The organism is Lysobacter fragariae, from assembly GCF_054779775.1.
In genome coordinates this window covers 286,915-309,618 of the sequence record NZ_BAAGXP010000007.1, presented here as the reverse complement: position 1 = coordinate 309,618, position 22,704 = coordinate 286,915, and the positions used below count along the sequence as shown (strand labels likewise).

Annotated in this window: 20 protein-coding genes; 3 read left to right on the top strand and 17 right to left on the bottom strand. The window is 67.6% G+C overall.

Annotation, left to right across the window (positions count from 1 at the left end):
* Positions 1-29: 29 nt before the first annotated feature.
* The 6 genes from ACYVD7_RS10365 to ACYVD7_RS10340 all read right to left on the bottom strand — a co-directional run bounded on the left by ACYVD7_RS10365 (position 30) and on the right by ACYVD7_RS10340 (position 6,427).
* Entirely contained in the window at positions 30-1,385 is a 1,356-nt protein-coding gene (locus ACYVD7_RS10365; protein ID WP_460762588.1) for a M48 family metalloprotease, read from the bottom strand.
* Positions 1,361-3,229 carry a CHASE2 domain-containing protein gene (locus tag ACYVD7_RS10360; RefSeq protein ID WP_460762585.1) on the bottom strand — a complete coding sequence of 623 codons (1,869 nt, stop codon included), beginning with the start codon at positions 3,227-3,229 and terminating at the stop codon, positions 1,361-1,363. Before ACYVD7_RS10360 ends, ACYVD7_RS10365 begins: the two co-directional genes overlap by 25 nt.
* A gap of 366 nt (positions 3,230-3,595) precedes the next feature.
* Complete coding sequence (locus ACYVD7_RS10355; RefSeq protein WP_460762583.1) at positions 3,596-4,480, bottom strand: polyprenyl synthetase family protein; 885 nt, start codon at positions 4,478-4,480, stop codon at positions 3,596-3,598.
* Positions 4,473-4,733, bottom strand: coding sequence for an exodeoxyribonuclease VII small subunit (locus ACYVD7_RS10350; RefSeq protein WP_460762580.1), 261 nt, complete (start codon positions 4,731-4,733; stop codon positions 4,473-4,475). Before ACYVD7_RS10350 ends, ACYVD7_RS10355 begins: the two co-directional genes overlap by 8 nt.
* 59 nt (positions 4,734-4,792) lie before the next feature.
* Positions 4,793-6,109 (bottom strand): tRNA lysidine(34) synthetase TilS, encoded by a 1,317-nt coding sequence (gene tilS / locus ACYVD7_RS10345; RefSeq protein WP_460762577.1) that lies wholly within the window; start codon positions 6,107-6,109, stop codon positions 4,793-4,795.
* A 93-nt stretch (positions 6,110-6,202) separates the two neighbouring features.
* Entirely contained in the window at positions 6,203-6,427 is a 225-nt protein-coding gene (locus ACYVD7_RS10340) for a hypothetical protein (protein WP_460762573.1), read from the bottom strand.
* On the opposite strand from ACYVD7_RS10340, the gene ACYVD7_RS10335 reads away from it, so the two are divergent.
* The gene (locus ACYVD7_RS10335) at positions 6,426-7,430 is read left to right on the top strand and encodes an alpha/beta fold hydrolase (RefSeq protein WP_460762570.1); all 1,005 of its coding nucleotides are present in this window, start codon (positions 6,426-6,428) and stop codon (positions 7,428-7,430) included. The genes ACYVD7_RS10340 and ACYVD7_RS10335 overlap by 2 nt on opposite strands.
* Before the next feature lie 87 nt (positions 7,431-7,517).
* Here the strand turns inward: ACYVD7_RS10335 and ACYVD7_RS10330 are convergent, their stop codons facing one another.
* The 6 genes from ACYVD7_RS10330 to ACYVD7_RS10305 all read right to left on the bottom strand — a co-directional run bounded on the left by ACYVD7_RS10330 (position 7,518) and on the right by ACYVD7_RS10305 (position 15,229).
* On the bottom strand, positions 7,518-7,658 hold the full coding sequence (locus tag ACYVD7_RS10330; RefSeq protein ID WP_460762568.1) for a hypothetical protein: 141 nt from the start codon (positions 7,656-7,658) through the stop codon (positions 7,518-7,520).
* Positions 7,658-7,813 carry a hypothetical protein gene (locus ACYVD7_RS10325; RefSeq protein WP_460762565.1) on the bottom strand — a complete coding sequence of 52 codons (156 nt, stop codon included), beginning with the start codon at positions 7,811-7,813 and terminating at the stop codon, positions 7,658-7,660. The genes ACYVD7_RS10330 and ACYVD7_RS10325 overlap by 1 nt, the downstream gene beginning before the upstream one ends.
* A gap of 203 nt (positions 7,814-8,016) precedes the next feature.
* Positions 8,017-8,976 carry an acetyl-CoA carboxylase carboxyltransferase subunit alpha gene (locus ACYVD7_RS10320; protein WP_460762562.1) on the bottom strand — a complete coding sequence of 320 codons (960 nt, stop codon included), beginning with the start codon at positions 8,974-8,976 and terminating at the stop codon, positions 8,017-8,019.
* 421 nt (positions 8,977-9,397) lie between these two features.
* On the bottom strand, positions 9,398-12,940 hold the full coding sequence (gene dnaE, locus ACYVD7_RS10315) for a DNA polymerase III subunit alpha (protein ID WP_460762560.1): 3,543 nt from the start codon (positions 12,938-12,940) through the stop codon (positions 9,398-9,400).
* A gap of 720 nt (positions 12,941-13,660) precedes the next feature.
* Positions 13,661-14,305 (bottom strand): hypothetical protein, encoded by a 645-nt coding sequence (locus ACYVD7_RS10310; protein WP_460762557.1) that lies wholly within the window; start codon positions 14,303-14,305, stop codon positions 13,661-13,663.
* Positions 14,306-14,581: 276 nt separating this feature from the next.
* Positions 14,582-15,229 carry a hypothetical protein gene (locus tag ACYVD7_RS10305; protein WP_460762555.1) on the bottom strand — a complete coding sequence of 216 codons (648 nt, stop codon included), beginning with the start codon at positions 15,227-15,229 and terminating at the stop codon, positions 14,582-14,584.
* 144 nt (positions 15,230-15,373) lie between these two features.
* Between ACYVD7_RS10305 and ACYVD7_RS10300 the strand changes: the two genes are divergently transcribed.
* Complete coding sequence (locus ACYVD7_RS10300) at positions 15,374-17,602, top strand: winged helix-turn-helix domain-containing protein (RefSeq protein WP_460762552.1); 2,229 nt, start codon at positions 15,374-15,376, stop codon at positions 17,600-17,602.
* 32 nt (positions 17,603-17,634) lie between these two features.
* Positions 17,635-18,093, top strand: coding sequence for a hypothetical protein (locus ACYVD7_RS10295; protein WP_460762549.1), 459 nt, complete (start codon positions 17,635-17,637; stop codon positions 18,091-18,093).
* Positions 18,094-18,286: 193 nt separating this feature from the next.
* Here the strand turns inward: ACYVD7_RS10295 and ACYVD7_RS10290 are convergent, their stop codons facing one another.
* The 5 genes from ACYVD7_RS10290 to lpxD form a co-directional block, all read right to left on the bottom strand.
* Positions 18,287-18,940: a ribonuclease HII gene (locus ACYVD7_RS10290; RefSeq protein WP_460762546.1), complete on the bottom strand. Its 654-nt coding sequence runs from the start codon at positions 18,938-18,940 to the stop codon at positions 18,287-18,289.
* A gap of 15 nt (positions 18,941-18,955) precedes the next feature.
* A complete protein-coding gene (gene lpxB, locus ACYVD7_RS10285) occupies positions 18,956-20,191 on the bottom strand; it encodes a lipid-A-disaccharide synthase (protein ID WP_460762695.1) in 1,236 nt (411 codons plus the stop codon).
* 85 nt (positions 20,192-20,276) lie between these two features.
* On the bottom strand, positions 20,277-21,074 hold the full coding sequence (gene lpxA / locus ACYVD7_RS10280; RefSeq protein WP_460762544.1) for an acyl-ACP--UDP-N-acetylglucosamine O-acyltransferase: 798 nt from the start codon (positions 21,072-21,074) through the stop codon (positions 20,277-20,279).
* Between the two features lie 2 nt (positions 21,075-21,076).
* Positions 21,077-21,532 carry a 3-hydroxyacyl-ACP dehydratase FabZ gene (fabZ, locus tag ACYVD7_RS10275; protein WP_460762541.1) on the bottom strand — a complete coding sequence of 152 codons (456 nt, stop codon included), beginning with the start codon at positions 21,530-21,532 and terminating at the stop codon, positions 21,077-21,079.
* Positions 21,533-21,657: 125 nt separating this feature from the next.
* Positions 21,658-22,692, bottom strand: coding sequence for a UDP-3-O-(3-hydroxymyristoyl)glucosamine N-acyltransferase (lpxD, locus tag ACYVD7_RS10270; protein ID WP_460762539.1), 1,035 nt, complete (start codon positions 22,690-22,692; stop codon positions 21,658-21,660).
* Positions 22,693-22,704 lie beyond the last annotated feature (12 nt).

The window sequence follows — 22,704 nt, the reverse complement described above, 5'->3', positions numbered from 1 at the left end:
CGTTTTTCTTTGCCAGTTGAAGCGCGGCTTCAATTGCGTTGGGTGTACCGCTCCAGGCCGGCATAACCGCGACGATCGATGCGATCCATGCGATCGGGCAGCGACGGGTGCGTCTTGTACAACTGCGCCAGGCTGCCGCCGCTACTGCCAAGCGCGGCCATCTTCTGTAGCACCGCGTAGAACGCCATCGGGTTGAATCCGGCGCGGGCAAGGTAGATTTCGGCTGCCTCGTCGGAACGGTACTCCGCGTCGCGATCCAGGCTGGTCAGCATCACCGTGGCGCCGTGGCGACGCACGTAATCCTTGGCCATGCTGCCGGCGACGCCACCACCCACCGTGACCTGTCCCGCAGCGACATTCTGCAAGGCCGACTGCTGTTCCTGCTTGCGGATGACGTTGTAGTGGTCGCGCTGCACGACATGGCTGATCTCGTGCGACAGCACGGCGGCGACTTCCTCATCACTGCCCAGCAGCTCATACAGGCCACGCGTCATCAGGATGTAGCCGCCGGGCGCGGCAAACGCGTTGATCTCCGGCGAGTCGATCACGCCGAAGGTCCACGGCAACTCCGGTCGGTTGGTCTGCGAGGCCACCCAGCGCCCGACGCGATTGACGCGACGCTGCGCGGCATCATCGGCCAGCAACGGCGCTGCGCCGAGGATGCGGCCGGCGATTTCCGGGCCCAGCGCGAGTTCTTCGGCGGACAGTTCTTCTTCGGATTTGCCGGCGGACGCATCGGCGACGTCGGCAGCGGAACTGGTAGCGGCATTGCCGCCGCCCAGCGCGGACAACAAGCCGCGCGCGATCGCCAGGCCGCCGCGCTTCTGCGCCTGGGTCGCGCGGCCCTTCTTCGCACCCGGCGTGGCCTTGGCTTCGGTCGCGTAGGCAACCGTGCTCGACTTCCAGCCGGATTTCTTCGCATCGCTGCTGGCGGTCTTTTCGCTGAGTCGATAGGACTCCAGCCTGGCGAACTGGACGGCGTCGAACGATGCCGACTTCAGGTCGCTCTCGTCGATGCCGCGCACGCCCGCGGTTTCGCTCACGCGGCCCTTGCCGGCCTTGCCGGTGAACAACGCGCGCGTGTTGGCACCTTTCTCGACCTTGGCCGACGCCATGCGCACGTCGTTGATGCGCACGTAGCCGGAGGTGCCAGCGGGCAGCGAGACCTTGAACCAGAGGCCTTCCTGGCCGGCGACCTTCACCGGATCGTTCTGGCGGAGCGTGGCAACCGTGGGCGCCTTGAAATCCGGTGCGCTGTGCACGTCGACGGAGGGCTTGTGCACCACGGCGGCGGAATCGGTGATCGTCGCTGCACTTGCATCGGCAGCTGCCAATGCAAGCAGCAGCGGCACGATGCAGGTCAGGAAGCGGAAGGCTCGGTGCATTGCGGGTCTCCGGGAGTGTCTACCTGAAATACGCAGTTCTTGGCCGAAAGTGGCCATTCTTCACGTTGCTCCAGCACGCGGCCGAAGGCCTCGCGCAGGCGCAGGCGCTCGCCGCGGTCGGATTCGTCGGCATCGTCGTCGATCTCCGCGGTGACGAGGCTGGCTTTCACCATGCCATCGTCGTCCAGGCGATCGTCGTATTCATTCAGGTGAACATGCAGCGCGTCGAGATCGTGCTGGGCCAGTTGGCGCGCGGTGGCTTCGTCCGGCCCCTTCCACACCATCAGCATCAGGTCGTCCAGCGTGGCGTGCAGCCAGCTCTTGCGCTCGACGACGCCTTCCATCATCACTGCATTGGTACCCGCATACAAGAAACGACGCAGGCGCCGGCGGTATTCGCGACGACGCCGCGACGCCGCGGCCTTGTCCAGCGACGGATAAGGAATGAAGCGCAGCCGCACCAGCACCAGCCAGCGATCGGTCTGCGGCTGGAATTCCGGCAGGAAATCCGCGATGCCCACGGCACGGCCGCGCTGCACGCCCGCATACGTGCGACACAGGCCGAAGCACAGGCTGACGAAGCCGATGCTGGCGAAGATGTCGAAGAACACGCCGAAGAACGTGAGCCCCGCATAGGCCAGGCTGAGCAGCAGCAGGTTGATGGCAACGAAGATCGAATCGATGTCGCCGGCGGGTTCGCCGCGATGGAACGCGAAGGCGGTCAGCAGCACCAGTATGCCTGCCAGTACGTATTTCAACGACGCGGGAGGCATCCAGATCGCGCTGCCGTCTATCAGCGCGGCGGTGGCTTCGGCCTGGACTTCCACCCCAGGCATCACCGGGTCGACGGGTGTCGGCTTGGCGTCGTTGAGGCCCGACGCGGTGTAGCCGATGAGCGCGACGCGGCCCTTCAGCGACGGCGCCTTCCCGCCCTTGTCGAGGCAGACGGGTTTTCCCTCGATCAAGTCGGCTGCGCTGATGTAGGCGATGCGTTCGTGGCTGCGCCAGTTGATGCGCACACTGGCCGGGAACGACGAAGCCGCACGCTTCGTGTCGAAAGCCGCAAGCCGCAGCGCCATCGACGGAATTGCCCAGTCGCCTTCGTTCGAGCGCAATGGGATGTCTCGCAGCACGCCATCGACGCTGCGGGTGACATCGAGCAGGCCGGCATGCTGCGTCATCGCCTTGCCGTAGGGCAGCAGCAGGGCGATGCGCGGTTTGTGCTTGTCCGCACCCGCCGCGAGGGCGAACGCGCCCGGCGCCGTGGACGCAGGAATCGCGCCGGCGGACGCATCGAAGTCGGCGTGCACGCGCGAGGCGCCGAACACGAACCGGCCCCCGCCGCCCTCGGCCATCGCCTCCAGGGTGGCGTCGCCGATCGGATCGTCGCTGGACGGATCGGTGAACATGATGTCGAAGCCCGCGGCGCTCACGCCGGCGCGATCGAGCGCGTCGAGTAGATCGGCGTGGCGCTGTCGACTCCACGGCCAGCCGCCCTCGCCGAGGTTGCGGAAATGGTCGATGGAGCAATCGTCGATTTCGACCACGACCACGCGCTTCGACGCGATTGGCTCGACCGGCCGGCGCTTGATGACGGTGTCGAAGATCGCGTCTTCAGCCGAGTTGAGCGAGCGGTCGTGCGTCCAGTCCCAGCCCAGCCAGGCGATCGCGCCGATGGCCAGCAGCGGATAGAACGCGAAGCGCAGCCGGTACGCGAACTGCGAAAGCGGGCGCTTGTACAACAGCTCCAATCGGCCCCAGCGGTCGATGAAGGTCTGGGCGGAAGCGGCCATCACCGCATCGAGCCACGACAGCACAGTGCGTGCCGGCCTGCGTTTTCTCACCATGGCTCCCCCAGGTTGCGGTCCAAGCCTACGACGAAAGCGCGACGGATTCGAATTGCAGGTGCATCGGTTGCTGGCTGGGGCAAGGTGCGGGGAGGCCGGGCCGGGTCTGCGGAGGAGTCAGGGAAGATCTGAGCAATAGCTTTTGTTCGTCATTTCCGCGAAGGCGCAAAGCGCTTCACGACGGCGAGGCCGTTGGTCCCGCGTCTTTGCTTCAATGAAGTCGCTGGATGACCGGCCTTCGGCTGTTGTGGGGCGCTTCCCGCCTTCGCGGGGATGACGGCAGGTATTCCCGCATTCGCGGCGAGATGGCACCAAAGCAGGACCGGAGCAAGACGCCTGCCACGCGCCACGCATCCTCGCTCCTCAATGCGAACGTTCGACTGCCTTGCGTCCCAGCTCCGCCAGTGCGGTCGTGCGCTCGCCGAAGGGGGCCAACGCTTCGCGCATCGTGGTGGACAGCGTGCGTAACCGCTCGCGCGATGCCTCCACGCCGAGCAGTGCGGGGAACGTGGCCTTGGCCTGCGCGACATCCTTGCCGGCGGTCTTGCCCAGCGTGGCGCTGTCGCCTTCGATGTCGAGCAGGTCGTCGCGGATCTGGAAGGCCAGGCCCAGTGCGTCCGCGAAGGTGTCGAGTCGCGCCAGCGTGTCCGCATCCACCTGCGCGGCCAGCGCGCCCATGCGCACCGAGGCGCGCAGCAACGCGCCGGTCTTCAGTGCATGCAGTCGCTGAAGTTCAACCGCATCGATCGCGTCGCCGTTGCCGGTGGCGTCGATGTCCAGCGCCTGGCCGCCGCACATGCCACGGGCGCCGGCAGCTATCGCGAGTTCGCGCAACAAGGCGACCTGCGCCGTCGCAGGCAGTTGCGCCCCGTCGGCGATGATTTCGAACGCGAGCGACTGCAGTGCGTCGCCGGCGAGGATCGCGGTGGCTTCGTCGAAGGCGATATGCACCGTCGGCTTGCCGCGACGCAGGCTGTCGTCGTCCATCGCGGGCAGGTCGTCGTGGACCAGCGAATAGGCGTGGATCAGTTCGACCGCGGCGGCGGGCGCATCGAGCGCCGTCAGATCGGCGCCAAACGCAGTGCCGGTGGCATACACAAGCAGCGGTCGCATGCGCTTGCCGCCGTCGAGCACGGCATGGCGCATCGCGCCGTGCAGGCCCTGCGGGGATTCAAGTGCTGGCGGAAGCGCGCGTTCCAGGACCGCTTCCAGCCGCATGCGCCATGCGGCGAAGTGGCGGTCAGGCATCGGGTGCGGCGAAGGGTTCGGCGCTGGCGGGGTCCTGCGGATCGCTGAGCAGGCGCACGCGCAGTTCGGCCTGCTCCAGCGCGCCCTGGCATCGGCGATAGAGGCCGACGCCGCGTTCGTACGCCGCGAGCGATTCCTCAAGACTCATCTCGCCGCGTTCCATCTGTTCGACGAGTTGTTCCAGTGCGCCAAGCGACTGCTCGAAGTCGGCGACGGGGGAGGCATCGGGGGTGTTGGCGGGTTTTCGGGCCATGGGGAAAGTGTGAGGGGGCCGGGAGGGGCGGTCAAATTCGCTGGTGGCGCGGCGCCACGTCATTCCCGGGATGGCTGCCAGACCAGCCGCGCGCCCCGCCCACGCAGCCAGGTGTCGAAGCCATCCGACAGTGCGAGATCGCCCGCCGCCAGCAGCGTCCCTTGCGCATCGGACAGCACCGGCAGCCGCTCGCGTTCCCACGGCGGGATGCCCAGGTCCAGCAGCACCTGCTTGAGCGCATGGGAGTGCGTGCGGCCGGGGAGGGTGATGCGTTCACCGCCTTGGCGTGCGTGGACAGTGAGCGAGGCGTCAAAGCCCGGTGCGCCGTGAAGGTGCAGCACGTCGCCTCCCGGCAGCAGCAACGGTGCCGTACCGTCCCAGTCGCAGCGCCAGTCGGATGGCAACGGCGCGCGCTGCGGTCCGGCATGGAGCAGGTCGCGCCAGGCGCACACGACGGCATCGCGCCAGGCGAACCGGGGATCGGCATCGTCGCGCGCGTCCAGCACGTCGGATTCGATGCGCGCAACGCCCTCGGCCGGAAGCGGGGGGAGCCCCACGGCATCGATCCAGCGTCGCAGCACCCGCGCACGGCGCGCGGGTGCGAGCGCGCGCAGCCCGTCGCGCGAGAGCACGCGCGGGTCGGTCGTGCGCACGCTCGCAAGCGCGAGGACGTCGCCTTCGTCCAGTAGGTCGCCTGCCTGCGCGCACAGGCTCGCGCTGCGTGCGAACGCGGCATCGGCATGCGGCCAGCGTTCGCGCAGCAATGGCAACACCTGCTGGCGGAGGAAGTTGCGGTCAAAGCACGCATCGGTGTTGCTCGGGTCTTCGATCCACCGCAGGCCGTTCGCTTGCGCATACGCGAGCAGATCCGCGCGCGCATGGCCGAGCAGCGGTCGCCACAACCAGCCGCGTCCGAACTGCCGCCAGGCCCGCATCGCACCCAGTCCATCCGGTCCCGACGCGCGCAATGCGCGCAGCAGGAAGGTTTCCGCCTGGTCGTCGCGATGATGAGCCAGCGCCAGCACTTCGCCATCACCCAGCGCCGCGTCGAAGGCGGCGTGGCGGGCCTGCCGCGCCGCGGCTTCGAGGCCTTCGCCAAGGTCGCGGTGGACTTCGACGCGTGTCACCTGCAACGGCACGTCGAGCGATGCGCACAGTTGTTCGCAATGCGCGACCCAGCGGTCGGCATCGGCGTGCAGGCCGTGATGGACGTGCACGGCACTCAGGCCACGTTCGCGCGCCCGTGGCGACGCCGCCAACGCGTGCAGCAACACCACCGAGTCCAGTCCGCCGCTGAGCCCGACCACCAGCGCGGCATCGCCCGTGCGGTCCAGGTCGGTGGCGGAAATGAGCAGAGATGCGGTCATCGCGGCCATCCTATCGCGACGGCGGTACCGCGTTGCGCGGACGCGGGAAACGGTTGCAGTGACCGATGGCACGTCGTGGGTCGTGGCTTCGGCGACACACTATCAGCGCGACTCCAGGAGGAATCCGATGCGACTGAAATCACGGCTGTTGGAATCACCCCGCTTGAAATCACTGCCCTTGAAATCACTGCTCTTGACGATGTTCGTTGCGATCGTGGGCAGCCTGTCCGCGCACGCGGCCGCCCCGGCCACGCCGACGGCGAAGCCCTTCTCCCGCGACGATGCCCGCGCGATCGTCGCGCAGAGCCGCAAGGTGGTTTCGCCCATGGGCATCGAGGATGTCCGGGCGGTCGAGATCAACGGCATCCGCCAGTGGATTTCGGTGCGCGGCAACGATCGCCGCAATCCGATCCTGCTGTACCTGCACGGCGGCCCCGGCGCGGCCGAGATGGTCGAGTCGTACGGCTATCAGCGGCCGTGGGAGGACTTCTTCACCGTCGTGCAATGGGACCAGCGCGGTGCCGGCAAGACGTTTGCGTCGAACACCCCCGAGGCGATGGCGCCGGGCATGACCCTCGACGGCATGGTCGCCGATGCCGAGGCAATGGTTCGCTACCTGATGGCGACCTACGGCAAGCGGAAGATCTTCGTGCTTGGCCATTCATGGGGCAGCGTCATCGGCGAGGAGATCGCGCGACGCCATCCGCAATGGCTGCATGCCTACATCGGCACTGGCCAGATTGCCAACATGCGCGAGAGCGAAGCCATCGGCTACCAGTGGGCACTCGCGCAGGCGAAGGCGGAAGGCAACAAGAAGGCGATCGCCGACCTCGAAGCGCTCGCGCCGTATCCCGGTCCCGTCGGCCAGCTCACCATCGAGCGCATCGGCGCGCAGCGGCAGTGGGTGATGTACTACGGCGGCCTGGCGTGGGGGCGCACGGAGTTCAAACCGTTCGACGACGCCCGCAAGCTGTCGCCCGATTACACCGATGCCGAACTGGCCGCGATCGACCAGGGCAGCCTGTATTCGTTGACGCACCTGCTGCCGCTGCTGGAACCCGTCGATTTCGCGAAGAACACCCGCTTCGACTGCCCGTTCTTCCTGTTCAACGGCCGCCACGACTATTCCACGTCGCACGAGGTCGCCGCGGCGTGGTTCGCCAAGGTGCACGCGCCGGTGAAGAAGCTGGTCTGGTTCGACGATTCGGCGCACATGATGATGCAGGAGCAGCCGGGCCGCTTCCTGATGCACCTGGTCAACGACGTGCGTCCGCTGGCGGTGCGTGCGGGCGACGCGCCCGAAGCCGGTACGCAACGGAAATGGCCATGAAAGAAAAAGCCGCCGGTGCGATGCCGGCGGCTTTCCTGAGTCTGTTGCGGCTGTGCCACAAGGGACACAGCGTCGTAGTCCTCGGTCTTACTCCGTCTCGATCTCCAGGCCGCCGACAAATCGCGCGGCGAAGTTGAAGAGGAACGACTGCAGCGCTCCGCCGATGAAGCCACAGATCCCGTACACGATCGGCAGGATCACGATGGCCAGCACGCCCATGCCGCCCATCAGCGCGGCACTGGAGCCGACTGCGAACCGGCTGCTGCCAGTCCGCCCATCAGCGAGAACAGCGACAGGATGACGCCCGCCAGCAGTCCAAAGCCCGCGCCCAGTGCGGCGCCAATCTTCGCTGCGGAAAGTACCCCGATACGACGAATCACCATGTGCGTCCCCTCCCCACCGGCGGTGCGCCGGGTTCGGGGCGATGGTAGTACAGGCTCCGGGGCCTTGCCGGATGCGGGCAGGTGGTATTCGCCCACCGCAACATGGGGAATGTTGCGCGTGCCGACTGCCTGAGGCAGGTCGTTTGACAGTCGATAACCGCGAACGTCCAGGCCCCATGGGACTGGACATCCGCGGAGGCGCGTCAGGCCGCTTCGTACGCGCCGTAGCTGCGCAGTCGCTTGTAGCGACGATCCAGCAGATCCGCCACAGGCACATCCTGCAGCGCGTCCAGCTCGTTCATCAGCACGGCCTTCAGGCGCTTGGCCATCTGGGTGGGATTGCGGTGCGCGCCACCAATGGGTTCGCGCACGATCTTGTCGATCAGGCCAAGGTCCTTCAGGCGCTTGGCGGTCATGCCGAGCTGTTCGGCGGCGTCCTTCGCCTTCTCCGCGGTCTTCCACAGGATCGAGGCGCAACCTTCCGGCGTGATCACCGAGTAGGTGCTGTATTCGAGCATCAGCGTGCGGTCACCGACGCCGATCGCGAGCGCGCCGCCGGAGCCGCCTTCGCCGATCACGGTGCAGATGATCGGCACCTTGAGTTCGGCCATCTCCATCAGGTTGCGCGCGATGGCTTCGGACTGGCCGCGCTCCTCGGCATCGATGCCCGGCCATGCGCCGGCGGTGTCGATGAAGGTGAGGACGGGCAGGCTGAAGCGTTCGGCCATCTTCATCAGGCGCAGCGCCTTGCGATAGCCCTCGGGCTTGGGCATGCCGAAGTTGCGGCGGACCTTCGCCTTGGTGTCGCGGCCCTTCTCGTGGCCGATCACGACGACGCTACGGCCGTCGATGCGGGCAAGGCCGCCGACGATGGCGTTGTCGTTGGCGAAGGCGCGGTCGCCGGCGAGTTCCTGAAACTCGTCGCAGATCACGCGCAGGTAATCGAGGGTGTACGGCCGCGACGGATGACGCGAGAGCTGCGAGACCTGCCACGGGGTCAGGTCGCGGAAGATGTGCGCGGTGCGCAGGCGCAGCTTCTCGCGCAGGGCATGGACTTCGGCATCGACATTGACCGCCGGCCCGTGGCTGGCGTGCAGCACTTCCTGGATGCGGGATTCCAGGTCGGCGATGGGTTGTTCGAAGTCGAGGTAGTTCGGATTCATGCGTGGGCCGGGGCCGGTGAAGGCGGGAAGTTTAGCCGAGGTAAGCGAAAGGGGCCGTACGGGGGTGTTTGTTGGGGCTGGGAAGGGGCGGAACTGCGACGCACGGCTCGTTGGGACAGGCTCCGCGTTTTCTGGGGCGTTGGGCACCAAGGGGGCGCCGGACTCGCCTGTGCCGCGACCCATCTGACCTGATCAGACCTCCCCGCTCATCCTGAGCGTAGGCGCACAGCGCCGAAGTCGAAGGATGCTGGCGAGGGATTCCGCGCGGTCCTTCGACTTCGGCGCAAGGCGCCTACGCTCAGGACGAGCGGAATCTCCTCACGCGAGAGATCGCTCAAAACGGTACTGAAGGGATCCCTCCACTTCGGCGCTGCGCGCCTACGCTCAGGACGAGCGGTAACCTCTTGCGGCAGGGATCAACTCACCACGGCCTGGAGAACGCCAGCTTCACCGTCCGTACGCCCGGCTGCGAGCGCAGCGTGCCCGGCAGGTCCGCATCGACACGGATGGAATTGGCGCCGTTGATGTCCAGCATGCCCGCCGCGCCGTCGCGCAGCAGGTCCAGCCGCAGCGGGGTCGTGCCGGGGCGATGCTTCGCCAGCAGGGCGTCCACGCGCGACCACGTGCCGGGTACGCGCAGGTCCAGGCGCAGCGACAACCGTTGCGCGTGTTTCGCGCACAGCTGGGAGTAGTCCCAGCAGCGCTGCGCCTTCAACGCGAAGCCGCCGCTGAAGGCGTCCTCGCGCAGGCCGCCCTGCACGATGAGCAGGCGGTCGCGTGCGATGAGCTGCGCGAACTCACTATAGGTCTCGGCGAAGAACGCGCATTCCAGGCGGCCGTTGCCGTCCTCGATCTGCACGAACATCTGGCTGTCGCCCTTCTTGCGCATGCCGACGACCTGGCCGGCGACGACCGTTTCCAGCTCCGGCCGCCAGCCGCTGCGCGCGCTTTCCGGACGCGAATCCCAGATGCGTTCGAGATCGCCCAGATCGTGACCGACGAGTGCACGCAGTTCCTCGCGATACGGATCGAAGGGATGGCCGCTGAGATAGTGACCAAGCGTGTCGCGTTCGCCGCTGAGCAGCTGCACCAGCGGCCACTCGTCGGTTTCGCGCAGTTCGATGTGGATCGAAGGCGTCGCCGATTCCATGCCGCCGAACAGCGAGACCTGGCCGGCTTCGCGTTCGCGCGCGAGTTGCTCGGTGGCCTTGAGCACTTCCGGCAGCTGCAGTGTCAGGCTGGCGCGATTGCTGCCGAGCGCATCGAGCGCACCGGCCTGGATCAGGGCTTCCAGCGCGCGCTTGTTGAGCTTGCCGTTGTCGACGCGCTTGCAGAAATCCAGCAGGTCGGTGAACTCGCCGGCGCGCCGGGTTTCGACGATGGCTTCGCACGCACCGCGACCGACGCCCTTCACCGCGCCGATGCCGTAGCGGATCGTGCCCCGATTCGCTTGCGAATCGGACGGGCCCGGCGCCACGGCTTCGAACATGTACGCCGACGCATTCACGTCGGGCCGCAGCACGGTCAGGCCCATCACCCGCGCTTCGTCGAGGAAGCCCACGACCTTGTCGGTGTTGTCCATGTCCGAAGACAACACCGCGGCCATGAATTCGGCCGGGTAATGCACCTTGAGCCATGCGGTCTGGTAGGCAACCAGTGCGTAGGCGGCCGAGTGCGACTTGTTGAAGCCGTACTCGGCGAACTTCTCCATCAGGTCGAAGATCGGGCTCGCCTGTCGCGCCGGGATGCCGCGTGCAAGACAGCCTTCCTCGAACTTGGCGCGCTCCTTCGCCATCTCCTCGGGCTTCTTCTTGCCCATCGCGCGACGCAGCATGTCGGCGCCGCCGAGCGTATAGCCCGCCAGCACCTGCGCGATCTGCATCACCTGTTCCTGGTACACGATCACGCCGTAGGTCGGCGCGAGCACCGGTTCCAGCGATTCGTGCGGATAGGTGACGGCGGCATTGCCGTGCTTGCGATCGACCCAGTCGCGGTCCATCCCCGAACCCAGCGGGCCGGGACGGAACAGAGCGGCGAGCGCGATGATGTCTTCGAACGTGTCGGGTTTCGCGCGCTTGAGCAGTTCGCGCATGCCGCGCGATTCGAACTGGAACACCGCAACCGAATCGCCGCGCGCGAACAGCTCGTAGGTGAGCTTGTCGTCGAGTGGCAGCGTGGTGATGTCGAGCGCCTCGAGACCTTCGCGCGCGCGCCGCACGTTGATCGCCTTCACCGCCCAGTCGATGATCGTGAGCGTGCGCAGGCCGAGGAAGTCGAACTTCACCAGGCCGACGGCTTCGACGTCGTCCTTGTCGAACTGGGTGACGGGATTCCTGCCGCGACCTTCGCCGTCGTGTTCGGCGAACAGCGGGCAGAAGTCGCTGAGCGGCGACGGTGCGATCACCACGCCACCGGCATGCTTGCCGGCGTTGCGGGTGAGATCCTCGAGGCTGCGCGCGAGGTCGAGCAGGTCGCGGACGTCGTCCTCGGCGTGATAACGCTGGATCAGCTCCGCGGACGCGAGGTTGCTGTCCTTCTTCGCCGCCTCCGACTCGCCCAGCGCATCGTCCAGCGAAATGCCCAGCGTCATCGGGATCAGCTTGGCGATGCCGTCGACGAAGCCGTACGGATGGCCCAGCACGCGCCCGGAGTCGCGCACGACCGCCTTCGCGGCCATGGTGCCGTAGGTGATGATCTGCGAGACGCGATCGCGACCGTACTTGCGCGCGACGTAGTCGATCACCTCGTCGCGGCGATCCATGCAGAAGTCGATGTCGAAGTCGGGCATCGACACGCGTTCGGGATTGAGGAAGCGCTCGAACAGCAGGTCGTACGGCAGCGGGTCGAGATCGGTGATGCCGAGCACCCACGCCACCAGCGAGCCTGCGCCCGAACCGCGCCCGGGTCCGACCGGGATGCCCTGCGCCTTACCCCAGTTGATGAAGTCCGCAACGATCAGGAAGTAGCCGGGGAACCCCATCTTGATGATGACGTCCAGCTCGGTTTCCAGGCGCGCGTCGTAGTCCGCGCGGGTCTTGTCGGGGGCGAGCGGCGCTTTTTCCAGGCGTGCGTTCAACCCCTCGCGCGCCGAATTGCGCAGCCACGATTCGATCGTGTGGTCGCTCGGCACCGGGAAGGCGGGCAGGGCGTACTCGCCCAGCTTCATCGTGACGTTGCAGCGCGTGGCCAGGGCGACGGCGTTGTCGACCGCGTCGGGTATGTCGGCGAACAGCGTCGCCATGTCCTGCGACGACTTCAGGTACTGCTCGGCGCTGTACTCGCGCGGCCGCTTGGGATCGTCGAGCACGCGGCCCGAGGCGATGCACACGCGTGCCTCGTGCGCCTCGAAGCCTTCCGGGTCGAGGAAGCGGACGTCGTTGCTCGCCACCAGCGGGATGCCGCGTCGGGTCGCGGCGTTCACGGCGAAGGCGTTGAACGCGTCCTCGCCATCGCGACCGCTGCGGGTGAGTTCCAGGTGCAGGCGGTCGCCGAAGATCTCGCGCCAGTCGGCGAGCGAGGCCTCGGCGAGCTCGTGCCGATGCGTCGCGACCAGTTGCCCGGCCAGGCTCTTGCGGCCGGCGAGCGCGAACAGGCCCGCGTTGTCCTCGCGCAGCCAGTCGGGGCGGATGGCGACGCCATCGATGCGGTGGCCTTCCATCCAGGCCCGGGAAAGCAGGCGCGAGAGGGTCAGGTAGCCGCTGCGGTCGCGGCACAGCAGGGTCATGCGCGCCGGCGTTTCGTTGCCGTCGGCCAGGCCGATGTCGGCGCCGATGATCGGCTTGATGCCCGCGCCTTCGGCCGCCTTGTAGAACTTCACCGCCGCGAACAGGTTGTCGATGTCGGTGACCGCCACCGCCGGCTGGCCGAGCTTCACGCAGCGCTTGACCATCTCGCCGATGCGGATCGTCGAGTCGGCGAGCGAGTACTCGCTGTGCAGGTGGAGGTGGACGAAACGGGCGGTCATGCGGGCCGTCGGATGCTGGTGGCGCAGGTTAGCAGCCGCGGCGGGGGCCCTACGATATTGACTTTTCGCGGGGTGGTTTCCGGCGCCGGGCGGCTGGTCAGCGAGCCCCTGGATAAACGTCGTCATCCCCGCGAAGGCGGGGATCCGGTGACTTCAAGCCATTGAAGGCAAAGGCGCTGGAATGACCGGCTTCGCCGTCGGCAGGCATGCCCGGACGGCGGGCCAAGGCCCGCCCTACATCCGGTGACACTGCTTCCTGCTTGAGCAGCTTTGCTGTCGAAAGCGGCAGGAATGACGAGGCCTTGAGGACTTTTCGTATGCCCGGGAGGCATCGGGTGGTATCTCGGGAGGTATCGGGCGATACCTCGGAGTCGTTTCGGGAACCCTCGCGGTCGTTGCGCGATACCTCGCGAGGCTCCGGGGAACCCTCGCGGTACATGCAGCGATAGGTCGCGAGGTATGTGTCGATATAGCGCGATGGTTCCGGAATCCCTCCGCCTCCTTTCCGGGACCCTCGCGAGGTATCCCGCCATACCTGCGGAGGGGTGCGGAAAGGGTCGCGAGGTATGCATCGATACCTCGCCACCCCTGCCGAAACGACTCGGAGGTATGCGGCGGTATCTTCGGGACGCCGCAGCGGCGTGAGGGCGGGCCTCGGCCCGCCTTCAGCAGGCATGCCCGCCTTCCCTTGCGAAACGGCGGGCCAAGGCCCGCCCTGCCTCAGGTCACGCGCAGCGGTCCTTCCGGCGTGCGGCCGTTGGCGAAATGTTCGTCGCTGATCCGCGCGTTCTGCCGCAGCAGTTCGATTTCGGCCAGGCGGTCGTGCAACCAGGCTTCGCGTTGCTCGGTCGGCGAGCCCACCGGATGCTCGGACTGGCGGTAGTTGCAGAAGTCCGCGTATTCGTCGGCTTCCTCGGCGAAGGCCGGCCACGCCAGTTCGATCAGCAGCACGTCGTCGAGCTTTCCCAGCAGGGGCAGGCTGTCGGGGATCAGGTCGTCCTCGCGGTCGACGTAGTCCAGCAGCTTGCGGATCCGCATGCGCGTGGCGTCGTGCGGGTCCCAGGCCGGATCGCTGAGGATCGCGCGCAGTTCGTACAGGCGTTCGAGCCGCGCTTCCAGTTCGACGTGGGCCCGGTCTTCCGGCAGCGACAGCAGCCACGCCGCCAGCTGCTGCAGGCGCGGTTGGTCGACGCGGGCAGCATCGGGATAGAGCTCGTGGACCAGGTTGTCGAAGTCGGTAACGGCGGGCCCGGACAGGGCGATCTCGGCGAAGCCCGCCGGCGCGCCAAGGGCATCGACCAGGCCGCCGCGGAAACGCTCGAACGGCAGCGGGTTGGCGGTGGGAGTGGGGTGTGGAATGCGCATGGGGCACCTCGCATCCGACCGGGAGGTTTCTCCTGGGGAAAGCCGTGCGCCGGCCGGTGCACTGCACGGCCTCTCGTCTATGGAGTTGCAGTCCCATGATGCGCCGATGACGGCCGTGTGGCGGGTGCACCCGACAGACGGCGTCGGGTGGTTCATGGGGCGTATTCACGCGGGCCGCGAGGCCGTGCGCACCGGGAGTAGCTGACCTTCGGAAACAGACAGGCCGCCCCTGGGGCGGCCTGTGCAATTGCCGTGTTCTGGCAGATGGCGCGATGTTCAATGCACGCAGAACCGCGGCGCCAGCGCCGGCAGGTAGGAACCTTCGCGGATGCAACGGCGCTGGATTTCCAGGTCGGCTTCGGCGCGGTGTGCATCGGCCCAGTCACGGCGGTCGAAGGTGAAGTCGCCGATGCCGCAGCCGCGCAGCTGGGCTTCGATCGAACGGATGCGGCAGAAGTCCAGGAACGCGGCGACCTCGCCCTGCAGCGTGGGCCACGCGGCTTCCACCACCAGCGCGTCGTCCAGGTGGCCTACCGTGGGCAACGAGTTCGGCAGCAGCTGGTAGCGGCCGCTGGCGTAGTGCATGACCATCGCGGCGTAACTGCCGGCCTCGTCGTCGGGCACCCACTGACTGTCGTCGAGCATCTGCGCGGCCGCTGCGAGCCTGTTCATGCGTTGCAGGATGCAGGCAGGTTCGGTGGTATCGGGTTGCGCATCGCGCAGCTGGCGGGCCGCGGTGGCCAGCCGGTCGCAGTCCAGCGGCGCGGCGCGGCGGCCCAGTCGGGCCAGGAATGCATTGAAGCGATCGACGGCGGCCGCGCTCAGGTGGAAGTCGTCGATGCAGTGGCGACGGCCGGGGCCGAACGGCGAGGGCTGGTCGAGGATGGCGGGCAACGGGATCGCGGTGGCGAGCATGGCGTTCATGGCATTGACTCCGACGGCGGGGGGAAACGCCGGTCATCCGGCGTGGTCCCAGCATCCGTTCGAGCGCGATCGGGGTCATGACGACGACATGATCGTTCCCGGATGCTTGCGTGACGCTGCGGTGTCATTCATGAGGTTTTGCTGATGGAGGGCCCGGGCGCCACGATTTCCGGCCCGGCCGGCGGCGAGTGCTTCCGTTTTGGCAACGTCGTGCTGGACGCATCGGCGCATACGCTGGCCCGCGACGGGCAGTTGCAGGCGGTGGAACCCAAGGCCTTCGCGGTGCTGGAGTTCCTGCTGCGGCATCCGGGCGAGCTGGTCCGCCATGGCGACCTGCTCGACGCGGTGTGGGGGCATCGCCACGTCACCCCGGGTGTGCTGACGCGCGCGATCGCACAGCTGCGGCACGTGCTGGATGACGATTCGCAGAACCCGCGCTACATCCAGACGCAGCACGGGCTGGGCTACCGCTTCGTCGGAGAGCTGCAGCCGTCTTTGCCGGTGGACGCTGGCACCGAGCCAGTCCCATCCGTACAAGCGCCCGCCACTGACGCCATCGCGGTGGCTTCACCAGCGGGTGACACCCATTGGGTGGAGACGGATGCGCCGATCGCCGGTGATAGCGTGGCGGCCTCGTTGTCGCCTGAATCGGGCGCGACAGTCGCGACGGTCGCGATGTCGCGGCGAAGGCGCGCGTGGTGGCGTCCTTCGCCGATCGCGGCGCTGGTGCTGGTGGTGGGAATCGTGCTGGTCGCAAGCGCGGCGGTGTGGTGGGCCAGTCGCGAACGCGCCGGCGCGCCGCCCGCGGAAGCAACGATCGCCGTGCTGCCGTTCACCAGCATCAGCAACGACAGCAACGACAGCTACTTCGCGGAAGGATTGGCCGTGGAACTGCATGACGCACTGGCAGGGATTCCGGGATTGAAGGTGGCGGCCTGCCGCACCGACAGCGTGTGCGGGACGCGCGGCGCGGACGTGCGCAAACTCGGTCGCCTGCTGGGCGTGGCGACGGTGCTGGATGCGGAAGTCCGTCGCGAAGGCAAGCGCGTACGCGTCAGCGCCCACCTCACCGACACGCGCACCGGATACACGGTCTGGTCGGGCAGTTACGACCGCGAGCTGGCCGGCGTCTTCGCGCTGCAGACGCAGATCGCCGGCGAAGTCGTGCATTCACTGCTGGGCGACCAGCCTGGTAGCGGCGATGCCCTCGCGCGCCGGCTGCAGCCCACGCGCAACGTCGCGGCCTACGACGCGTACCTGAAGGGCCTGCAACGGCTTTCGGATCGCAAGGAAGGAACGACGGCCGCGATCGGGTTCTTCAACGAGGCGCTAGCCGCCGACCGCGGCTTCGCACGCGCACAGGCAGGCGTGTGCCGCGCGCAGATCGACGCGTTCACCAGCGGTCGCGATGCCGCCGCGTTCGAACGTGCCCAGACGGCCTGCAAGCGCGCCGAGCAGATGGATCCGGCATTGCGCGAGGTGAGCCTGGCGTTGGGCGATCTGCACCAGACGCGCGACGAACCCGCCCAGGCGCTCGTGCATTACCGTCGCGCCTTGCAGGACAACGCGCTCAAGCCCGATGCCTACCTGGGCATGGCTCGCGCCGAAGCCGCGCAGCACCACGACGATGTCGCCCTGGGTTACTTCGAGCGCGCGCGCCAGCTGCGACCCGGCGACGCGACCGTGTACCGCTCGCTGGGCTTCCACTACTACGTCGGCGGCAACCTGCCCAAGGCGATCGAGACCTACCGCGTCGCCACCACGCTGGAACCCAACGACGAGGAAACCTGGGCCAGCTACGGCGGCCTGTGCCTGCTCAACCACGACAAGGCCTGTGCGAACGACGCCTTCATGCGTTCGCTGGCGATCAAACCCAGCTCCGGCGCGCTGATCAACCTGGGCGTGCTGCGCTTTGACGAGGGCGCCTACGAGGAATCGGCCAGCCTGTTCCGTCGCGCGACGCAGCTGGACCCGGGCGACTACCGCACGTGGGGCAACCTGGGCGACGCCCTGTCGGCGACGCCCGCGACGCAGGCGCAGGCGCGCGAGCCCTACCAGCGTGCGGCGCAGATGGCGCAGGCCTACGTCGACCTCAAGCCGCAGGACGCGCACGCGCTGGCCGTGCTGTCGTGGTACCGGGCCAACCTGAGTCAGGCACAGGAGGCGCGGACGTTGCTGGCGCGCGCGGAATCGCTGGGCGCGGAGCCGGGCGAAGTCGCGTACTGGGGTGCGCAGACGCTGGCGCGCCTGGGCGACGCTGCCGGCGCCCGTGAGCGCATCCAGCGCGCACTGGCCGGCGACATCGGCCGCGAACGGCTTTCGGCATCACCGGTATTGCATCCCCTGCTCGACAGCAGCACGGCGACGCAGTGAATCCCGCCCCCTCGGCATGAGATGGAGGTTCCATGAAAGTGCTTCGTCGCGTCGTGTTGCTGGTCGCCGTCGGCTTGTCCGGTTGCGCAACCCAAGGGAGCAGCCAGAAGCAGCTGGCGCCGGTTGATACCGACACCGCTCCCGGAGTCGATGGGGTCTGGTGTGGTGATGCCGGCCACCTCAATCACAACAAGGTGTATGTGAACATCAAGTACGCCAACAACGGCAAGCCCTCGGCCTCGCCGGACACCTGCGATGTCAAGCAGGGGAGCACGGTGACCTTCCGTGGCCCGGAAGGCGAGTCGGCGAATTTCATCCTCGATTTCCCCAGCGGCCCGCCCGGCGACGGCGAACTGGCGTCCGTGGTCGGGAAAGGGCGTCACAAGGTAGTACTGGATGCCACCGAACCACCGGGCACCTACAAGTACGGGATCACCGCGAACGGCCATCATGTCGATCCCGACCTGAAGATCAAGCCGGGTGGCGGGTGATGGAACGCGGCTGCCGCAGCGGTGATTGTCGGGCTATGCCGTAGGAGCGCCCGATAGCGCGACAGGCGTTGTGGCTAGTCCCGGTGCACTGCCGCGAGTATCGGCGCCGGATCGTGCGGCGGTGGCAGAGGATGCGCGCGGCGTCTGGGTGCCGGACACTTGAGAAAGGCGGGCTACGCGAAACACGGGGCTATCAGGCGCCCGTCGTGAACAGGTCGCCCTGACCCTGGCGCACCGGCGCGAAACTGCGCCGATGCTGCGGGCAGGGCCCGTGCGCGGTGAGCGCGGCCAGGTGCGCGGGCGTGCCGTAACCCTTGTGCTCGTCGAAGCCGTAATGCGGCCATTGCGCGTGCAGGGCGAGCATGTGCCGATCGCGAGCGACCTTGGCGAGGATCGATGCGGCCATGATCGAACGGTCGCGCGCATCGCCGCCGATCCACGCTTCGGCAGGGCAGGGAAGCGAGGGTGGCACCTTGTTGCCATCGATGCGGGCGATGTCGGCGACGTGCGCGACGGCTTCCAGTGCACGCCGCATGCCGAGCATCGTCGCCTGGAAGATGTTGATGCGATCGATCTCCTCGACGTCGACGAAGACGATGCTGTGCGCGATAGCACGCTCGATGATGCGGTCGAACAGCTGCTCGCGGCGCGTGGCGTCGAGCTTCTTGGAGTCGTCGAGTCCATTCACCGGCGTGCGGCCGGGCGCGAACACCACGGCTGCGACAACGACCGGCCCGGCGAGCGGGCCGCGGCCGGCTTCGTCGATGCCGGCGATGCGCAACAGGCGGACGTCATCTCCGGCGTGTTGCGCGACGGATTGCGTGGGCGGTAGCAGGCTGTCGGACATCGCGGTTCGTCCGTCTCAGGCGCCTGTGCGCGCGCTGGCGGGTAGCGGCTCATGCAGCAGCTGCGAGACCGCGTCCGCGGCGCGTGCCGAAGCGTCCTGGCGCAATTGCAGGTGCAGCTCGCGGAAGCGCGGTTCGATGCGTGCGGCCACGTGCGGATCGCGCAGCATCGCCAGCGTCGCCGCGGCCAGGTTTTCCGGCGTGCATTCGTGCTGCATGAGTTCGGGCACCACGTCTTCGCCCGCCAGGATGTTGGGCAGCGAATAGCGGTCGACCTTGAGCATCCCCAAGCCCTTCACCAGGTAGTAGGTCAGTGGCGCGACCTTGTAGCCGACCACCATCGGCCGCTTGGCCAGCATGCCTTCGAGCGCGGCGGTGCCCGAGGCGAGCAGGATCGCGTCGCTGGCGGCCATGAGCGTGCGGGCGTGGCCGTTGAGCACGCGTAATGCCGGGCGCAACGCTTCCGCATCGGCATGCGCGGCGAGCACGCGCCGGAACGCCGCATCCGCGTGCGCGTTGGCCATGGGCACCACGACCTGCAGTTCGGGTATCTGCTGCAGGACGCGCGCGGCCGCAGCAAGGAAATCCGCAGCCAATCGTTCGATTTCGCCCACGCGCGAGCCGGGCAGCAGCGCGAGCGCCGGTCGGTCGGCATCCAGTCCCAGTTGCGCACGTGCGGCGGCACGATCGGGTTCCAGTGGCATCTCGTCGGCAAGCGGATGGCCGACGAAGCGCGCGTCGACGCCGTGCCTGGCGTAGATCGCCGGCTCCATCGGGAACAGGCACAGCACGCGGTCGGCGCTGCGGCCGATCTTCTCCGCGCGCTTCTCGCGCCAGGCCCACACCGACGGGCTCACGTAATGCACGGTGCGGATGCCGCGCTGCTTGAGCCACTTCTCCATGCCCAGGTTGAAGTCGGGCGCGTCGATGCCGATGAAGACGTCCGGCTGCCATGCCAGCAAGCGTCGACGCAGCGCGCCGCGCAGGCGCAGCAGGCGGGGCAGGTGGCGGAGGACTTCGGCGAAACCCATCACGGCCAGTTCGTTGGCGTCGAACCACGCGTCGAGCCCGGCCGCGCGCATCGCATCACCACCGATGCCGGCGAATTGCGCGTCGGGATGGCGCGCACGCAGTTCGCGCACCAGCCCGGCGCCGAGCAGGTCGCCGGAGGCTTCGCCGGCGACGAGGGCGATGCGCACGGGGCGGGGAGCGGTCGTGTTCAAGGAATGTTCGCGGGCTGAGTAGGTGTTCAGCGGTCACCCCGAGCGTAGCGGGGGACCGTCGGTTCATCCACCCCGGCAGGAAGCGGTTGCGGGCGGCCTGTCCGGGACGCGTGCTTCAACGCAGCAGGGGACGTTCGCCGCTCTCGATGAAATCGAGGAAGGCACGGACATCGTCGCTGTCCTTCGCGATCTCGGCGAGCTTCGCGCGGGCCTCATCCAACGGCACGCCGGCAATGTACAGCGCACGGTAAGCGCGCTTGATCGCACTGATGCGCACGGAATCGAAGCCGCGGCGCTTGAGGCCCTCGCTGTTGATGCCGCGCGGCTTGCCATAGCCTTCCTGCGCCACCATCAGGAACGGCGGCACGTCGCCGTTGACGAACGCGCCCATGCCGATGAACGCGTGCGCGCCGATGCGGCAGAACTGGTGGATGCCGGCAAAGCCGCTGAGGATCACGTGGTCGCCCACGGTGACGTGGCCGGCGAGCGTGGCGTTGTTGGAGAACACGCAGTGGTTGCCGACGTGGCAGTCGTGCGCGACGTGCGTATAGGCGAGCAGCCAGTTGTCGTTGCCGATGCTGGTGATGCCGCCGCCGGTGCCGGTGCCGCGGTTGACGGTGCAGAACTCGCGAAAGAGGTTGCGATCGCCGATGACCAGCTCGACGCGTTCGCCGGCGAACTTCTTGTCCTGCGGTTCGCCGCCGATGGCGCAATGGCCGATGAAGCGGTTGTCGCTGCCGATCCGCGTTGGACCCTGCACGCTGCAATGCGGACCGAAGGTGGTGTTGTCGCCGATCTCCACGTCGCTGCCGATGTAGCAGAACGCGCCGACCTGCACGCCGTTGCCGAGCTTCGCGCCGGCTTCGACGACGGCCGTCGGGTGGATCACCGCCGGGGACGACGCATCGTTCATGCTCAGGCCTTGACCTCGGCGCAGAGGATGTCGGCGCTGGCGACCTCATGGCCATCGACGCGTGCGACGCCCGAGAACAGCGCCATGTTGCGGATGTTGCGCTTGAGGGTGACGTCGAGTTCGAGCTTGTCGCCCGGTACGACCATCTTGGCGAAGCGCGCGTTGTCCACCTTCACCAGGTAGAACAATTTACCGTCACAGTCGGTCTGGTTGGACAACTGGGTGAGCAGGCCGCCCGCCTGGGCGAGGGCTTCTACCACCAGCACGCCGGGCATCACCGGGTGGCCGGGGAAGTGGCCGTTGAAGAAGGGTTCGTTGCAGGTGACGTTCTTGTACGCCAGCACGCGCTTGTGCGGTTCCAGTTCGACGACGCGATCGACCAGCAGGAACGGATAGCGGTGCGGCAGCACCTTCTGGATGGCGGTGACGTCGAGGGGAAGCTGCACGGGTTGGGTCATTTTCGTTTCCTGGTGCGCGCGTGGCGCAGCGAAACCGCAATTATCCGCTTTCCCTGCTACATGCGCGTCCGTACGGGATGGAAGTGTCGCGCGATTGCACCCGCGCGGCATCTTCCCGGACAGTGTCAATCGTCCTGTGACGAGCGTCCCAGCTTCCGCGCCATCGCGTCCAGCTGCTTGAAGCGCGCGGCGCTCTTGCGCCAGCTGCGATTGTCCATCAAGGGCGTGCCGGACGAATACTCGCCGGGCTCGCGGATCGAATGGGTGACCAGGCTCATCGCCGTGACGATGACCTTGTCGCAGATCTCCAGGTGCCCCAGCACGCCGGCGCCGCCGCCGACCAGGCAATAGCGGCCGATGCGCGCGCTGCCGGCTACCGCCGAGCAGCCCGCCATCGCCGTGTGCGCGCCGATGAAGGCGTTGTGGCCGACCTGGATCTGGTTGTCGAGGCGCACGTCCTCTTCCAGCACCGTGTCTTCGATCGCGCCGCGGTCGATGGTGGTGTTGGCGCCGATCTCGCAGTCATCGCCGATAACCACGCCGCCCAGCTGCGGCACGTTCAACCACCGGCCGCTGCCGTTATCGGTGAATTCCATCGCCAGTCCGAAGCCGGCCGCACCGATCACCACGCCTGGATGCAGCCGGACACGCTGGCCCAGGCGAACCCGGGTGACGAGGGTGACGCGTGCGATGAGTTCGCTGCCGGCGCCGACGACGCAGTCTTCGCCGATCACGCAGCCCGGACCGATGACCGCGCCGGCGTCCACGCGACTGCGCGCGCCAATGCTGGTGAACGCGCCAATGTGCGCTGTCGGATCGACGACGGCGTCGGGATGGATGTCGGTGCTGGGATGGATGCCCGGTTCGCGCGCGGGCAGCGGTTCGAACAACGCGGAGATCTTCGCGAAGGCCGCGTAGGGATCGCGGGCGACCAGCGCGGTGCCGCCATGCGTGGCGGCGTCGTCCGCGCGCATCACCACGACCGACGCCTGGCTGTCCGCCAGTTGGCCGCGGTACTTGCTGTTGGCGAGGAAGGCGAGCTGTCCGGCGGTTGCGCGGGCCAGCGTGCCGACGCCGCGCACCTGGGTAGCGGCGTCGCCCTTGAGTTCAAGCCCGAAGCGTTGCGCCAGTTCGGCCGCGGTGAAGGCAAGTCCGCTCACGGCGCAACGATC

Excerpts from the sequence above, each read along its gene's own strand:
- fabZ (WP_460762541.1), bottom strand. The coding sequence starts at position 21,532 with ATGACCCAACCCGTGCAGCTTCCCCTCGACGTCACCGCCATCCAGAAG.
- ACYVD7_RS10335 (WP_460762570.1), top strand. The coding sequence starts at position 6,426 with ATGGGCATCGAGGATGTCCGGGCGGTCGAGATCAACGGCATCCGCCAG.
- ACYVD7_RS10350 (WP_460762580.1), bottom strand. The coding sequence starts at position 4,733 with ATGGCCCGAAAACCCGCCAACACCCCCGATGCCTCCCCCGTCGCCGAC.
- ACYVD7_RS10355 (WP_460762583.1), bottom strand. The coding sequence starts at position 4,480 with ATGCCTGACCGCCACTTCGCCGCATGGCGCATGCGGCTGGAAGCGGTC.
- ACYVD7_RS10305 (WP_460762555.1), bottom strand. The coding sequence starts at position 15,229 with ATGAACGCCATGCTCGCCACCGCGATCCCGTTGCCCGCCATCCTCGAC.
- ACYVD7_RS10290 (WP_460762546.1), bottom strand. The coding sequence starts at position 18,940 with ATGTCCGACAGCCTGCTACCGCCCACGCAATCCGTCGCGCAACACGCC.
- ACYVD7_RS10320 (WP_460762562.1), bottom strand. The coding sequence starts at position 8,976 with ATGAATCCGAACTACCTCGACTTCGAACAACCCATCGCCGACCTGGAA.
- tilS (WP_460762577.1), bottom strand. The coding sequence starts at position 6,109 with ATGGCCGCGATGACCGCATCTCTGCTCATTTCCGCCACCGACCTGGAC.
- dnaE (WP_460762560.1), bottom strand. The coding sequence starts at position 12,940 with ATGACCGCCCGTTTCGTCCACCTCCACCTGCACAGCGAGTACTCGCTC.
- ACYVD7_RS10295 (WP_460762549.1), top strand. The coding sequence starts at position 17,635 with ATGAAAGTGCTTCGTCGCGTCGTGTTGCTGGTCGCCGTCGGCTTGTCC.
- ACYVD7_RS10330 (WP_460762568.1), bottom strand. The coding sequence starts at position 7,658 with ATGGGCGGCATGGGCGTGCTGGCCATCGTGATCCTGCCGATCGTGTAC.
- ACYVD7_RS10310 (WP_460762557.1), bottom strand. The coding sequence starts at position 14,305 with ATGCGCATTCCACACCCCACTCCCACCGCCAACCCGCTGCCGTTCGAG.
- ACYVD7_RS10365 (WP_460762588.1), bottom strand. The coding sequence starts at position 1,385 with ATGCACCGAGCCTTCCGCTTCCTGACCTGCATCGTGCCGCTGCTGCTT.
- ACYVD7_RS10340 (WP_460762573.1), bottom strand. The coding sequence starts at position 6,427 with ATGGGCGAAACCACCTTGCGGCTCTGCGCGACGATCGCGCGGGCATCG.
- lpxA (WP_460762544.1), bottom strand. The coding sequence starts at position 21,074 with ATGAACGATGCGTCGTCCCCGGCGGTGATCCACCCGACGGCCGTCGTC.
- ACYVD7_RS10325 (WP_460762565.1), bottom strand. The coding sequence starts at position 7,813 with ATGGTGATTCGTCGTATCGGGGTACTTTCCGCAGCGAAGATTGGCGCC.
- ACYVD7_RS10300 (WP_460762552.1), top strand. The coding sequence starts at position 15,374 with ATGGAGGGCCCGGGCGCCACGATTTCCGGCCCGGCCGGCGGCGAGTGC.